The 13410-nt window shown below is 69.1% G+C and carries 22 protein-coding genes; 19 read left to right on the top strand and 3 right to left on the bottom strand.

Annotated elements, in window-relative coordinates; translation table 11 throughout:
* The 13 genes from E7T09_RS10660 (at position 1) to zapE (ending at position 7476) form a co-directional block, all read left to right on the top strand.
* Positions 1 to 477, top strand: a complete 477-nt coding sequence (locus E7T09_RS10660) for a DinB family protein (protein WP_136389166.1) — start codon at positions 1 to 3, stop codon at positions 475 to 477.
* A complete protein-coding gene (locus E7T09_RS10655) occupies positions 474 to 887 on the top strand; it encodes a DUF6157 family protein (protein WP_136389165.1) in 414 nt (137 codons plus the stop codon). The genes E7T09_RS10660 and E7T09_RS10655 overlap by 4 nt, the downstream gene beginning before the upstream one ends.
* The gene (locus E7T09_RS10650; protein WP_136389164.1) at positions 884 to 1783 is read left to right on the top strand and encodes a DUF3224 domain-containing protein; all 900 of its coding nucleotides are present in this window, start codon (positions 884 to 886) and stop codon (positions 1781 to 1783) included. The genes E7T09_RS10655 and E7T09_RS10650 overlap by 4 nt, the downstream gene beginning before the upstream one ends.
* A gap of 50 nt (positions 1784 to 1833) precedes the next feature.
* Positions 1834 to 2427 (top strand): GNAT family N-acetyltransferase, encoded by a 594-nt coding sequence (locus tag E7T09_RS10645; protein ID WP_136389163.1) that lies wholly within the window; start codon positions 1834 to 1836, stop codon positions 2425 to 2427.
* Between the two features lie 31 nt (positions 2428 to 2458).
* Positions 2459 to 2656, top strand: a complete 198-nt coding sequence (locus E7T09_RS10640; protein WP_136389162.1) for a hypothetical protein — start codon at positions 2459 to 2461, stop codon at positions 2654 to 2656.
* On the top strand, positions 2653 to 3162 hold the full coding sequence (locus E7T09_RS10635; protein WP_136389161.1) for a DinB family protein: 510 nt from the start codon (positions 2653 to 2655) through the stop codon (positions 3160 to 3162). The genes E7T09_RS10640 and E7T09_RS10635 overlap by 4 nt, the downstream gene beginning before the upstream one ends.
* Before the next feature lie 31 nt (positions 3163 to 3193).
* Positions 3194 to 3715, top strand: coding sequence for a DinB family protein (locus tag E7T09_RS10630; RefSeq protein ID WP_136389160.1), 522 nt, complete (start codon positions 3194 to 3196; stop codon positions 3713 to 3715).
* 72 nt (positions 3716 to 3787) lie between these two features.
* Positions 3788 to 4183, top strand: coding sequence for a low affinity iron permease family protein (locus E7T09_RS10625; protein WP_136389159.1), 396 nt, complete (start codon positions 3788 to 3790; stop codon positions 4181 to 4183).
* Positions 4184 to 4227: 44 nt separating this feature from the next.
* Complete coding sequence (locus tag E7T09_RS10620; protein ID WP_136389158.1) at positions 4228 to 4707, top strand: DinB family protein; 480 nt, start codon at positions 4228 to 4230, stop codon at positions 4705 to 4707.
* A 4-nt stretch (positions 4708 to 4711) separates the two neighbouring features.
* On the top strand, positions 4712 to 5122 hold the full coding sequence (locus E7T09_RS10615; protein WP_136389157.1) for an ACT domain-containing protein: 411 nt from the start codon (positions 4712 to 4714) through the stop codon (positions 5120 to 5122).
* The gene (locus E7T09_RS10610; RefSeq protein WP_136389156.1) at positions 5119 to 5715 is read left to right on the top strand and encodes a histidine phosphatase family protein; all 597 of its coding nucleotides are present in this window, start codon (positions 5119 to 5121) and stop codon (positions 5713 to 5715) included. Before E7T09_RS10615 ends, E7T09_RS10610 begins: the two co-directional genes overlap by 4 nt.
* Before the next feature lie 40 nt (positions 5716 to 5755).
* Positions 5756 to 6454, top strand: coding sequence for a S4 domain-containing protein (locus E7T09_RS10605; protein ID WP_136389155.1), 699 nt, complete (start codon positions 5756 to 5758; stop codon positions 6452 to 6454).
* Positions 6455 to 6459: 5 nt separating this feature from the next.
* The gene (gene zapE, locus E7T09_RS10600) at positions 6460 to 7476 is read left to right on the top strand and encodes a cell division protein ZapE (protein WP_136389154.1); all 1017 of its coding nucleotides are present in this window, start codon (positions 6460 to 6462) and stop codon (positions 7474 to 7476) included.
* Between the two features lie 7 nt (positions 7477 to 7483).
* Here zapE and dnaG read toward each other — a convergent pair whose 3' ends face one another.
* Positions 7484 to 9250, bottom strand: coding sequence for a DNA primase (dnaG, locus tag E7T09_RS10595; protein ID WP_136389153.1), 1767 nt, complete (start codon positions 9248 to 9250; stop codon positions 7484 to 7486).
* A 216-nt stretch (positions 9251 to 9466) separates the two neighbouring features.
* On the opposite strand from dnaG, the gene E7T09_RS10590 reads away from it, so the two are divergent.
* The gene (locus tag E7T09_RS10590) at positions 9467 to 9898 is read left to right on the top strand and encodes a hypothetical protein (RefSeq protein ID WP_168734802.1); all 432 of its coding nucleotides are present in this window, start codon (positions 9467 to 9469) and stop codon (positions 9896 to 9898) included.
* A 10-nt stretch (positions 9899 to 9908) separates the two neighbouring features.
* On the opposite strand, the gene E7T09_RS10585 is transcribed toward E7T09_RS10590, so the two are convergent.
* A complete protein-coding gene (locus E7T09_RS10585) occupies positions 9909 to 10232 on the bottom strand; it encodes a hypothetical protein (RefSeq protein ID WP_136389152.1) in 324 nt (107 codons plus the stop codon).
* 155 nt (positions 10233 to 10387) lie between these two features.
* On the opposite strand from E7T09_RS10585, the gene E7T09_RS10580 reads away from it, so the two are divergent.
* Positions 10388 to 10951, top strand: a complete 564-nt coding sequence (locus E7T09_RS10580; protein ID WP_136389151.1) for a type 1 glutamine amidotransferase domain-containing protein — start codon at positions 10388 to 10390, stop codon at positions 10949 to 10951.
* 126 nt (positions 10952 to 11077) lie between these two features.
* Positions 11078 to 11404 (top strand): cupin domain-containing protein, encoded by a 327-nt coding sequence (locus tag E7T09_RS10575; protein ID WP_136389150.1) that lies wholly within the window; start codon positions 11078 to 11080, stop codon positions 11402 to 11404.
* Between the two features lie 60 nt (positions 11405 to 11464).
* On the opposite strand, the gene E7T09_RS10570 is transcribed toward E7T09_RS10575, so the two are convergent.
* Positions 11465 to 11842, bottom strand: coding sequence for a nuclear transport factor 2 family protein (locus E7T09_RS10570; RefSeq protein WP_136389149.1), 378 nt, complete (start codon positions 11840 to 11842; stop codon positions 11465 to 11467).
* A 107-nt stretch (positions 11843 to 11949) separates the two neighbouring features.
* On the opposite strand from E7T09_RS10570, the gene E7T09_RS10565 reads away from it, so the two are divergent.
* The 3 genes from E7T09_RS10565 (at position 11950) to E7T09_RS10560 (ending at position 13194) form a co-directional block, all read left to right on the top strand.
* Positions 11950 to 12492 (top strand): histidine phosphatase family protein, encoded by a 543-nt coding sequence (locus E7T09_RS10565; RefSeq protein WP_136389148.1) that lies wholly within the window; start codon positions 11950 to 11952, stop codon positions 12490 to 12492.
* Between the two features lie 113 nt (positions 12493 to 12605).
* Entirely contained in the window at positions 12606 to 12815 is a 210-nt protein-coding gene (locus E7T09_RS21890) for a hypothetical protein (RefSeq protein ID WP_168734801.1), read from the top strand.
* Entirely contained in the window at positions 12748 to 13194 is a 447-nt protein-coding gene (locus E7T09_RS10560; protein WP_136389147.1) for a nucleotidyltransferase, read from the top strand. Before E7T09_RS21890 ends, E7T09_RS10560 begins: the two co-directional genes overlap by 68 nt.
* Positions 13195 to 13410 lie beyond the last annotated feature (216 nt).

The raw sequence follows: 13410 nt of genomic DNA, 5'->3' as shown, positions 1-13410 counted from the left end.
ATGCCGCATTCGTTGCTGATCCCGCCGGACATCCTCGCCCTCCACTGGCTCGGGCACCGCCACGTCACGCGGCGCGTGATCGAGGCCTTCCCGCAGGGTCAGCTGTTCACCTTCCGGCCCACCGACACGCTGCGGCCCTTCGGTGAGATGGCGTGGGAACTGCATGGGCAGACGGCCTACACGCTGCGCAGCCTGCTGGACGGCGACTGGGGACAGCCCACCTGGAACCCGCTGCCCAGCACCGACAAGACCACCTTGCTGGCGGCCTGGGACGAGCAGGTTCGCCGCATCCAGACCGGACTGCCCGGCGTGCCCCCGGACGCGTTCGGGCAGATGCTGCGGCTGCCGTGGGGCGAGATGCTGACCTTCACCGCCGTGATCGGTGCCATCGATAACGAGATCCACCACCGGGGACAGGGCATGGTCTACCTGCGCGAACTGGGTGTGGAGCCGCCCGCGTTCTGGGAGCGCGCATGAGCGCCGCCGCTGGCTACCACAACACCCTGATCACCGTCGCGCCCGACAGCACCGCCGGCGGCGGCACGGTGCCAGACCGGGGCGTGGCGGCCTTCCAGTACGCCCTGCTCGCCGGACACCCCCACGAATTCACCCAGGCGGAGGTGCTGTTCCGCACCGCGCACCGCGACGTGCCCGGCGACCCGCAGAAGCTGCGCGCTGCCCACTGGGACGCCTTCTTTGCGCAGCCGCGCGCGTGCCTGCGGGCCTCGCCGCTGCCCAAGAGCTACGGCTGGGGCCTGCACTTCGACGCGCGGGGCCGCGTGGCGCTCATCGACATGACCGCGCCGGAGTACCGTCAGTTGATGGAAACCCCCAGTGTGAAGGTCGTGCCCGCCCTCCGTTCCGCCCGCCCCCGGAGGCAGCCATGAGCAGCGCGACCGGCACCTTCCAGATCCGCATGAATCCGCACGCGCCGAACGGAGCGTCCAGCCCAGACCTCGGCCGGATGCACTTCGACAAGGACTGGACGGGTGACCTGACCGGCCACAGCCAGGGTGAGATGATCTCGGTCGGCGATCCGGCCAGCGGCACCGCCTCGTACGTGGTGCTGGAAGTCTTCACCGGCACCCTGCACGGGCAGCGCGGCTCCTTCGCCTTCCGGCAGGTGGGCGACATGCACGCCGGGCAGGTCACGCTGGTCTACACGGTCGTGCCCCACTCCGGAAGCGGCGAGCTGGAGGGGTTGACCGGCACCCTCACCCTGACGCGCGAGGCTGGCGTCCACACCTACACCCTGGACGCCACTGTCGGGGCAGCGGACGGGCCGACCAGCCCGCTCAGCGCAGAACTCCGCGCGCTGTTCCTGCGCGACCTGGACAGCCTGGAACGCGAACTCGACCTGTACCCGGACGACGCGAGCGTGTGGCAGGCGGTGCCGGGCCAGCCGAACACCGCCGGTACCCTGATCCTGCACGTGGCGGGCGGCACGCAGCACTTCCTGGGCGCGGCCGTGGGCGGCAGCGGGTACGTGCGCGACCGCGCCGCCGAATTCGCCCGCCGGGACGTGCCTCGTGCCGAACTGCGCGCAGAACTCGCCGCCGCCCGGCAGGCCGTGACCGCCGCCCTGACCCGCCTGACGGACGCCGACCTGGCCCGCCCGTACCCGGCCCGCCTGACCGACCATGACCTGAGCGGCCGCCTGACGCTGCTGCAACTCGCCACGCACCTCGCCTACCACCTGGGTCAGGTGGACTACCATCGCCGCGCCGTGACGGGCGATGCCACGTCCGCCGGCACCCTCGCTCCCCCGTCGGTGACGCCGTGACGTGGCAGGCGTCCGGTGATTGCTGCCGGGCCACCGGGCGGTGACGCCCCATGGCTGAGCCCGCGTTGACCGTCAGACCCCTCGAACCCGGAACCTGGGACGCCTACGCCCGGCTGATCGAGCGGCATGGCGGCGTGTGGGGCGGGTGCTGGTGCACGTGGTTCCACACCCCGCCGGCCGAGAAGACCCACACCGCCGAGGGCAACCGCGCCCTGAAGGAGCGGCTGGTATGTGAGGGCAAGGCCCACGCGGCCGTGGTCTTCGACGGGGACGCCGCCGTCGGCTGGTGCCAGTACGGGTCGCCGGCGGACCTTCCCAACATCCACCACCGCCGGGAGTACGAGGCCGCGCAGCCCACCCTGCCGGACTACCGCCTGACGTGCATCTTCGTGGATCGGGCGTACCGCCGCCGGGGCGTGGCGGACATCGCGCTGCGGGGAGCGCTGGAGCTGATCGCCGGGCTGGGCGGTGGGGTGGTCGAGGGCTACCCGCACGACACGCAGGGCAAGAAGGTGTCGGCGTCGTTCCTGTACAACGGCACGCGGCACCTGTACGAGCGCGCCGGATTCACGTACGTGCGGCCCAAGGGCAAGGGCAACTGCGTGATGAGCCGCGTGGTCGCGGGTGCGGCCAGCCGGCCCTGATGCTCTCCCGATACCCGACAAGGAGCTCCGCATGTTCCGAGGACTGAACACCGTGACGCACCTGAGCAGCGACCTCGACGTCGCCACCCACCGATCCACCGACCGGCCCGGCCACGCCGAGTTCCGCGGGGGCGACGACCAGCATGAACCAGATCTGATGAACGTCTTCCTCGCGCCTCGGCTGGGCGTCCTAACCGCACGCCCGGTGACAGCAGCAAAGACCACATGACCGACACCGACCCGCTGTTCGAGGCATTCCGCCGCAACGCCCGGATCAATACTCTGTTGCTGGACGACCTGACCGACACCGACCTCGCCCTCTCGGACGGCCAGGGCGGCATGACTGTCGCCGGGATGCTGTCCCACATGGGCGTGTCCCGTGGTGGGTGGCTGGCCGAGATGTCGCCGGAGCACACGGCCACCACCGTGGCGATCACCGGTACGACGCCCATCTGGAACTGGCGCTCGGACGACCTGGCCGCGATCCGGGCCATGCTGGAGGCCGGCGATGAGGCCGCCATCCAGGCGGTGCAAGCGCACGTCCGCAGCGGCGAGCCCTTCGCCGATCCGCGCGGCGTGGGCACGTTCCCGTCGAACCCCGCCCTGTTCCTGCTGTATATGATCGTCCACGACGCCAATCACCGCGGCCAGATCGTCGCCCTGCTGCGCCAGGCCGGGGCCTCGACCGAACGCCTCGACCACCTGGAAGACGGGTGGAACGTGTGGCGCGAGTGATTCTTCTTCCACCCCATTCACCGGAGACCCCATGACGGATCTGACCCTGCTGCTCGAATCCTTCCACCGCAACGCCCGCGTGAACACCTTCGTGCTGGACGCCCTGAAGCCCGAGGAGTACGACCTCTCGGACGGCCGGGGCGGACAGACGGTGGCGCAGATCCTGCGGCACATGGCCGGGTTCCGGGTGGGCTGGCTGTGGAACATCTCCCGCGAGCACGCCATGCCGCTGCTCGACCCCACCCTGAAGGATGCCGACGGCGACCCCCAGTGGCGCTGGCAGGGCAAGGCCCCGAACGAACTGCAGGGCGCCTTCACCGAGGGCGACGCCGCCGCCGTGACGGCCGTACAGAGCGCCCTGGACGAGGGCCGCACCTTTCCCGACCCGTGGAACGAGGGCACGTACCAGAGCAGTCCCGCGCACTTCCTGCAACACACCATCGTGCACGACAGCCACCACCGGGGGCAGATCCTGACCCTGCTGCGGGAGGGGGGCCGCAGCAAGGAGGACATGGATAAACTCGATGACCTGTGGGCCATCTGGCGCGAATAGGCTGATTTCATGCGGAATTGAGGCGCTGGGCGCAGGCTTTCCCTGAGCCGCCTGTGGCTCGGGAGGTGCGTTATGTCGCTGAGTGACCTGAAGGTTCTTCCCCGCCGCCGTCCCCTCAGTCTGGAAGCCCGGTTCCAGCGCTTCTCCCGTGGGATCGCCGATTGTACGGGAACAGCGACCGCCTTCAGTAGCGCCTTCCTGATCCTGCTGGTGTGGGCGCTGAGCGGCCCCGTCTTCCACTTCTCGGACGCGTGGCAGCTGGTGATCAACACCGGCACGACCATCGTGACCTTCCTGATGGTCTTCCTGATCCAGAACGCCCAGACCGAGGACACCCGTGAACTGCACGCCAAGCTGGACGCCGTGCTGGCCGAGCTGCGGGTGGGTCGCGGCATGGTGCACGACCCGGAACTCCTGACCCTGAGCCCCGACGAGATCATCGAGGACGTGCGCGCCGGCGAGGACTGACGTCACGTAGGACACGGCGCTCTGTCCGGGATCAGACTGCCTGCATGACGCCGCTGCTGTACGGCCCGCCACCCGAGACCCTGCTGCGGCTGCTGGGGCACGCCGAGTTCGCCGCGCCAGAACGGATTGTCGGTGGTCTGGATGGCCAGCAGGCGGTTCGGCGGCCCGGAGCGGCCGTGCATTCGGTGGCCGAGGTGGTGGCGCACCTGCTGTCCAACATGCGGTTCAACCTCGACCTGATCGAGGGTCGCCCGGCCAGTGGTCTGCCAGACTGGCCGACCGTCCGCGCCGAGGACTGGGATGACCTGGTCAGCGACTTCCTGGCGACGCTGGAACGGCTGATGACGCTGGCCCAGGCTCCAGAGGTGTTGGCCCGCGTCATCTTCCCGGCCACCGACACCGAACCGGGGTGGACGGCCGGCTACAAGCTGGCCGTGAACGTGGCCAAGCACAATGCCTACCACCTGGGGCAGATCGTGGTGCTGCGGCAACTGCTGGGCGCGTGGACGGACACGGCACAATGACCGCATGACGCCCCGGCTGACCCTGTCCGTGCTGCCCCTGACCTTCGCCGTCTGCCGGTTCGCGCCGGACGCGCCGCTTCCTCCGCTGGGCGGGACGCTGTTCAGCGTGACCCGCACCGCCGACGAACTCTCCCTGGTCTGTGAAGACACCCTGATTCCCGCCGGCGCGCGGGCCGAAGGTGGGTGGGTGGCGCTGAAACTCCACGGGCCGTTCGAGTTCAGCCTGACCGGCATCCTCGCCGCCGTGCTGAACCCCCTCAAGGGCGCGGGTGTGGGGATCTTCGCCATCAGCACCTTCGACACGGACTACGTGCTCGTGAAACGCGAGCGTCTGGACGCGGCCCTGGACGCCCTGCGCGCGGCGGGCCATACCCTGCTGGATGCCGGCGTGCAGGACGCGGCGGAGCTGGAATGAAACTGGTGCTCGTCCGGCACGGCGAGTCCGCCGGGAATGTCGCTCAGGTATTCCGTGGCCCGAGCAGCCAGCACGACGGCCTCACGGGTGCGGGCGAGGCGCAGGCCCGCGCCCTCGGCCGGCACCTGCGCACCCTGAACCTGCCCGCTCCGCGCGTGTACGCCAGCACCTATCGCCGCGCCCAGGCCACCGCGCGGGCCATCGCCGACGCCCTCGGGACGGGCGTGACCGTGCTGGACGGCGTGCAGGAGGTGGACTGCGGCGACTGGGCGGGCCGCCCCTACGCTGACATGCACACCTGCCGGGGTGAGGTGCTCGGGCCGGACGGCTGCCCCGCCTTTCCCGGCGGGGAGGCCGCGTCCGCGGTGGCCGCCCGCTTCCGCGTGGCCCTCGCGCCGCTCCTGGATGGCCAGGGCAGCGCCATCGTCGTGTCGCACGGCTTCGCCCTCACCGCCGCGCTGATCGACCTGCTGCACGCCGACGCTCCCGCCGCCTGGGCCGACGACCGCTACCGGCACGGGAACGCCGCGCACACCATCCTGACCCGGCAGGGCGGCGCGTGGCACGTCCAGACGCTCGCCGCACCGGTCTGAACATCCAGACCACGGCGCACTCAGGCACTATCCTGCCCGCATGAAGCAGAAGCTCTCCACGCTCGTGGCGCAGGCGCGCGGCGGCCGGGTGATCCGCACGCCGTTCGTCGAGGCCGACGAGATCGACCGCCGCCTCCTGCAGGACGACGAAGTCAGGCACCGCATCGCCGGGGGTTTCCCCGACGCCCGCCGCGTGATCCTGACCCTGCACCCCGCCCACATTCCCGAGGTGGACGCCGGCGTGACCGTCTACCGCCTCGACCCCGAGGACGCCGCGCCCGCGTGGGACATACAGGACTTCCTGGTGCAGCTCCGCCGCTTGGAGCTGGACGAGGAGCAACTCGGCGACGTCCGCGAGGAACGCGGCGCCTTCCTGATCGCCGCGACCGGCAAGGCCGCGCAGACGCTGGGAGCGCTCACCGAACTCGGCGGGCGGCACGTGGACGTGGAGGAGGTCGGCGAGACAGCCGGCAAGGGCAGCAAGGTGCGCGAGGTGGTCGTGCCGTCCATGCGCGTCGATGTCGTCGGGGCCAAGGGCTTCGGCGTGAGCCGCGCGTACTTCCAGCAGGGCATCGACGGCGGCAAGGTGCGGCTGAACGGCGCCCCCGCCCGCGCCAGCAGCGAGATCCGCGAGGGCGACAGCCTGGCCGCCGACGGCCTGGGCCGCATCGACTTCCGGCGCGTGCTGAACGAAACGCGGCGCGGCAACTACAAAGTCGAACTCGACGTCCACAAGTAGCGCGCGTGATCGACCTCACTGCCCGCCACCCCCCACCGGATCCACAGGGGCTCCTGGCCGGCCTGAACCCCAGCGCCCGTTTCGAGCACGTCCGCTTCGGCACGTACCGCCCGAACCCCGACTACCCGAGTCAGGCGGAGGCCCGCACCAGCCTCCAGGCCTTCCTGAAGGGCGCCCAGGTGCGCCCCGGCGGCTTCCGGCTCTTCCGGCGAGCCAAGCCCGAGGGCCGTGGCCTGTACCTTGACGGGGGGTTCGGCGTCGGCAAGACCCACCTGCTCGCCAGCACGTACCACGAAGCCGACGGCGACAGTTCCTACTCAACCCGCGCCCTGATGAGCTTCCAGGATCTGATGTACCTGATCGGCGCGCTGGGCATGGCGGGCGCCGTGGACGCCTTCCGGGGCCACGACCTGCTGCTGATCGACGAATTCGAACTCGACGACCCCGGCAACACCCACATGGCCAACACCTTCCTCGGGCAGCTCATGCCCGCCGGCACCAGCGTCGTCGCCACCAGCAACACCGAACCCGGTGCGCTGGGCCAGGGCCGCTTCAACGCCGCCGACTTCCAGCGCCAGATCCAGGGCATCGCCGAGCGCTTCGACACCCACCGCATCGACGGCCCCGACTACCGCCAGCGCGGCACCGCCCCCGCCGATGTGCTCAGCCCCGCCGAATTCGCCGTGTGGCAGGCCCGGCAGGACGACCGCACCCTCGCCGTCATCACGCACCGCGACCTCAACCGACACCTGCTGGCCATTCACCCCAGCCGCTTCTCGCAACTGCTGGACGGTGTGGGGGCCGTCGGCATCACCGAACTGGGGGCCATGTCCGACCAGAACGTCGCCCTGCGCTTCGTCCACTTCATCGACAAGCTCTACGACCTCGGGCTGCACGCCGCGTTCACCGGCCTGCCGCTCGGGAAACTGTTCAGCGACACGTACCGGCACGGCGCGTATGCGAAGAAGTACAGCCGGTGCCTGTCGCGGGTGTCAGAGCTGCTGTGGGAGGCGCGAGGGTAAGGGCCGCTTACGCGATCCCACGCCGCCCGCGATTTTCGGCCTCGATCGCCCGCTGGAGTTCCTGGATCTGCTTGAGCATGCCGAGCTGTTCGGTGGGCAGGGCGCTCCCGAGCTGGGTCTTGAGGAGGTTCACCTCGGCCCGCATAGAGTCTATCGACATGCTGACCTGAATGTCGTCCACGGCGCTGGCGGCGTAGGCACCGCGTTTCTGGTCGAACTGCTCGGTTCCCTCGCGGGAGATGGTGCCGGAATCCCGGCCCTCGAACATCAGGCGGATCAGGAGCTGTTCCTCGGGCTGGCCGCGGAACAGGTCGAGGATGTCGTCGGAACCGTGGGCCCCCTGCAGGGCGAGCATGACCTTGCGTACCGACTCGTTGCGCCAGGGCACCGAGCCGTCGAGTTTGGCATGCAGGGTGGGATCGACGAGCAGTTGCCGCAGCAGGGACAGCTCGCGGTCTTCCTCGCTGCGCACGGTGCTCATGCCGGCCAGGTGCGTGTCGGTCAGCTGGCGGCGCTTGGCCTTGCTGCCGATCCATTCCATCAGCGCCTCGGGCTTGATGCCCAGGGTCTCGCACGCGGCGGTGCGGACACCCTCGGCGATGTCGTCCAGGGGATCGAGGTTCTGCATGCGGGGCAGCAGTTCCATCAGGATGCGGCGTTTGCCCTCGGTGGTCTCCGTGCCGTGTTTCTCGATGGCGGCCTGCACCCGGTACCGCACCTCGTCCAGCCCGCCCGTGAGCGCGTCGCGCAGCGCGGCGTCGTCGCCGGCCAGTAGCGCGTCGGCCGGATCCTTGCCGCTGGGCACGCTGGTGGCGCGCACGCGGAACTTCGAGCCGATCACCTGATCCAGCCCCGACAGGGTGGCCTTGAGACCCGCCTCGTCCTGGTCGAACAGCAGGGTGACGCTGCGTGCCCCCAGGCGTTCGAGCAGCAGAGCGTGCTCGGCGGTCAGGGCGGTGCCCAGGGACGCCACCGCGCCGGTGAAGCTGTGCTGGTGCATGGTGATGACGTCCATGTATCCTTCCACCACGACCAGCTCGGCGCTGGCGTCTTTCAGGGTCGTACGGGCCTTGTCCAGGCCGTACAGCAGCTCGCCCTTGCGGAAGGCCTCCGTTTCCGGGGTGTTCAGGTACTTGGGTTTGCTGTCGTCCAGCACGCGCCCGCCGAAGCCCACCAGGCGGCCCAGGTGGTCGCGGATGGGGAACATCACACGCGCCCGGAAGCGGTCGTACACGCGCCCGTTCTCGGGATTCTCGGTGAGCAGCCCGGCGTCCAGCAGCTGCTTCTCGGTCACGCCCTTCACGCGCGCGTGCTTCAGCAGGCCGTCCCAGCCGTCCGGGGCGTAGCCGAGTTCGAAGGCGTCGATGGTCGCGTCCGTCAGGCCCCGGCGGCGCAGGTAGTCCAGGGCCGGCCCCGGCAGGTGCTCGCGGAAATACGTCAGGGCGAAGGCGTTGACGTCGTACAGGTCGCGGCTGCTCTTCTCGCCGTACTTCGCCTCGACCTGGATGCCCGCGCGGTCGGCCAGTTTGCGCAGCGCGTCCCCGAAACTCAGGTTCTCGGTGCGCTGCACGAAGCTGAACACGTCGCCTCCGGCCTTGCAGCCGAAGCAGTAGAAGTACCCCTGCTCGGTGTCGACCTGGAAGCTGGGGCTCTTCTCGTTGTGGAACGGGCACAGGCCCTTCAGGCGGCCCTTGCCGGCAGGGGAGAGGCGCACGTGCTCGCCGACGATGTCCGCGATGTTCAGCCGCGCCCGAACGTCTTCCTTGGTACCCACGTGTCCCCACCTCCCTCTGCCGGATCTCCGGGTGGCCGGTCACCATAGACCAAGGACACCCGACACACTTCCGGTAGTCTCCAAGTCTACTCCTGTCCGGGCCGGCATACCAGGGGCAAAAAGCACCGTCTGGCACGGCAAATTTCTGGAGCACTCGGGTGGGTGGGCTTTCCCTCAGTTTCCACTGGGCCAGGGGTGCAAGCTGGGTGCACACCCATGGCCACGTTCGGCGATCCACCCACCTACTCCACGCCCCGTACGCTGGGCCTCGCCCTGGTGAGCATCCTGGCGTCGCTCGCGCACTTCGTGCTGGGCGCGCTGGACTACGGCGCCGTGAGCCGCTACCTGGGCCTGGGCACCATGCTCCTGGCGGGCCTGCTGCTGGTGTACGGCATCCTGACCCTGATCCGCTACGCCGAGGCGCGCGACGCGATGGGCGACCCGTACGCCCGCGCGCCCATGTACGCCACGCCGCATGAACACCTGACCTTCGTGGTGGGCGTGGGCCTCAATGCCGCCGGACTGCTGGCCGCCCTGGTGTGGGCCGCCCACGGCACCTGGCCCGCGTGGCACACCCTGGCCGCGCTCGTGAACGCCTGGGCGGCCGTACTCGCGTGGCGCAGCCGGCCCACCGCCGAGCAGCCCTGACCCTGGCCATTCAGTCGAACAGGTTCACGGGACGCGCCGCGTCCAGCCAGCCGTGATCGCGCAGGAACGCCCGGAATTCCGCGAGCACCTCCCGCGCCTCGGGCTGCACGCCCAGCGGCAGCGACCGCGCCCACTGCTCCCCCGTGAGCGGCGTGTACGCCAACAGGGGGGCCGGGTAGCCCAGGAACGAATCCAGCGCGTCCAGCAGCACCTTCACCCGGCCGCGCCGCAGGGTCGGCACGCCGTCCATGAAGGCCTGGATCGCCAGGCTCAGGCGCAGCGGCCCGCGGTGAACGCCGGGCGCAATCCAGGAGGAAGGGGGCACCGGAGACATGCCCACCATGGTGCCCGGCCCCCGTCAGCGCACCTTCAGCCGCGCGTCAGGCGGAGGTCAGGGCCGACCACATGAAGAAGGCAGCAATTCACGGCCAACCCTCCCTTCAGCCGCGCATCACGCCTACTTCAGCCGCGCCGCGCACGCTGGGTGGCATGACCACACTGCAACTCCAGGGCAAGAAAGTCGCCATCCTCGCCGCCGAGGGCTTCGAGCAGGTCGAACTCGTGAAACCCCGTCAGGCGCTCACGGATGCCGGGGCGACCACCGAGATCGTCAGCCTCAAGCCCGGCGAGATCCAGGGCCTGAACCACATCGACAAGGGCGACAAACTCAAGGTGGACAGAACCGTCGATGCCGTTCAGGCCAGCGACTACGACGCGCTTTTGCTGCCCGGCGGGGCCGTGAACCCCGACACCCTGCGCCTCAGCAAACCCGCCATGGCCTTCGTGCGCGCGTTCTACGACGCGGGCAAGCCCATCGCCGCCATCTGCCACGCTCCGTGGAGCCTCTCGGAGACCGGCATCGTGGACGGCCTGAAGATGACGAGCTGGCCCAGCCTGCAACACGAACTCAAGCAGGGCGGCGCCCAGTGGGTCGATCAGGAGGTGGTCGTGGACAAGGGCATCGTCACCAGCCGCAACCCCGACGACATCCCCGCCTTCAACGCGAAGATGATCGAGGAATTCGCCGAGGGAGACCACAGCAGCAAACGCTGAACCGAGCACGCTCACGGGCGCCGGGAACCCGATGTTCCCGGCGCCCGTTTGGCCTGACCTTCACGCCTGAACTCCCCTGAAAGCCCGCCTCACCCCGTTTCATGCCCACCGGCGCACCCTGAACGCATGCCCACCACCGATACCCAGTACAGAGTCAGCCAGCGCGACACCACCCACGGCCCCGACGGCGAACACCACCTCGTGCGCGGCCAGCACGGCAGCATGCGGCTGTGGCACCGGGAAGAACCCGCCGACACCAAACCCGAGACCATGAACGAGTACGAGACCCTCGGCTACGTCCTTGAGGGCCGCGCGGAACTCACCATCGACGGGCAGACCATCACCCTGGAACCCGGCGACTCGTACTGCGTCCCCATGAACACCCCGCACACGTACCGGATCACCGAGACCCTCACCGCCGTGGAAGTCACCACCCCCGCCACCCAGAAGTAAGCCGCACAGGAACAGGCCCGCCCCGGTTCGTCCGGCGGCGGGCCTGCTCGCGTCCGTGAACTAGTGGGTGTCCGCTGGCCCCACGAAGGCGGCGCTGTCGTAGTACGTCCGGAACGCCTGCACCTTTCCGTCCGCAATCTCGATGATGCTTACACCCGGATACGAGATCTCGCGCCCGCCCTTCAGATGACCCGTGCCCACCCATTCCATGACGCCCATGCCCGCCGCCTCGTGGCTCTCCGTGAACTCCGACCCGATGTCATCGAAGTTCCCCAGGTACGCCTCCCAGAACTCGCGCGCGCCCTCCAGCCCCGACCACTCCCGATCCGACAGGTTCCGCAACGTCACCGTTTCGGCATGCAGGGCCAGCAGCCCCGACACATCACCCGAAGATTCCGCCGTACTCAGCGCCGCCATGAAATCATCCGTGATCGTCATGGTTCACTGCACCACACCCCACCGTGCCCAAGCGTACGCCCGCGCACCGTATGGGCGGTCGCTGAAGCCCCAGTGAAGCTGCCCGCCACGGCCTACACTCGCCGGAGATGCCAGCCACGCCCCGCACCATCACCCTGATCCGCCACGCGGAGAAACCCGACGAGAAACACCCCGATCATCCCCCCCTGGGCGTGAACGAGGACGGGCAGCCCAGCCCCACCTCCCTCACCGTGCGCGGCTGGCAGCGGGCCGGTGCCCTGACCGTCCAGTTCGGCCAGCACATCATGCCCCTGGCCCGGCCCAGCAGCCTGTACGCGCCCGCGTACCCCGACGGCCCCAGCCACCGGCCCCGCGAGACCATCACCCCCCTCGCCCGGCACCTCGGCCTGACCATCCACACGCCGCAACCCAAAGGCAACGAGGCCGCGCTCGTCACCGACCACCTGCTCAGGGAACCCGACGCTGACATCCTCGTGTGCTGGGAACACCACCACCTTCCTGCCCTTGCCGCCGCACTGGCTGCCAGTGTTCACGTGAGCGGCACGGCCCGCAATGCCGTGCTGTGGCCGGACGACGATTTCAGCAGCGCGCTGGTGTACTCGCGGAATGGGAATGGGGCGTACACGCTGGTTCAGGTCAGAGTGGGGTGACAGGCGCGAGGATTCCCGGCCACAGGTTCTTCTCCGAACTCGAAAGAACTGCGGAGTAGGGGAAGCTGGCGGACGGAACTGCGGTGGCCTCTGCACCCTGATAAACTGCATCCATGACCGTCCAGAACGCCAGAATGAACCGGCAGGCGCTGGACGTGACCACCTTCGACGAGCAGGAACCGGACTACGTGTACTGGCTGGTTCGCACGCCCGCACAGCGGCTGGAAGCGCTGGAACTTCTCCGGCAGGTGCACTATGGATACGATCCAGCTACCACCCGACTTCAGCGAGTTCCTGAACTTATTGAACCAGCACCACGTTGACTACCTGCTGATCGGTGGGTACGCCGTCAACCTGTATGGCTTTGTCCGCACCACCGGCGACCTCGACATCTTCATTGACCTCACTCCCGAGAACGTCGCACGGCTTGTTGACGTTTACCACGAATTCGGAGTGTCCAGCGTCACTGCCGACCTGTTCCAGCCGGGCAAAATCGTCCGCATGGGCGTGCCTCCGCTGCGGCTGGAGGTGCTGAACCGAATCAGCGGCGTGGAATTCGCGGAAGCGTATGCAGCGCGGGAAACAGTCGAGCTTGGTGTGTTGAGCGTGCCGGTGATCAGCCTGCGACACCTTCGGCAGAACAAGGCCGCAAGTGGGCGGGCGAAGGACTTGGGGGATTTGAGTGAGCTTCCGGAGGGGTGAGTTGTGCGGGCGGGATTCCCCACCCCCCAGCCCCCTACCCCAGAGGGGCAGGGGGAGCGGCGCTGCGCTGGGCATGTGGTCGCCCCTTCATTCGGGCTGGCCTCGCACGAAGTCTCGTCAGCGTGTGGCCGCGTCTCCGCCCCCTCACTCCCCGCCCCCACCGCCCGCGCGCTTCGCGCACGATGGCATTCGGTCAGGCGCATCGTGGAATGCTTC

It is taken from the genome of Deinococcus sp. KSM4-11 (assembly GCF_004801415.1).
GTDB lineage: Bacteria > Deinococcota > Deinococci > Deinococcales > Deinococcaceae > Deinococcus.
The sequence above is the reverse complement of the archived record's forward strand: the minus strand, read 5'-3'. Positions and strand labels throughout refer to the sequence as shown.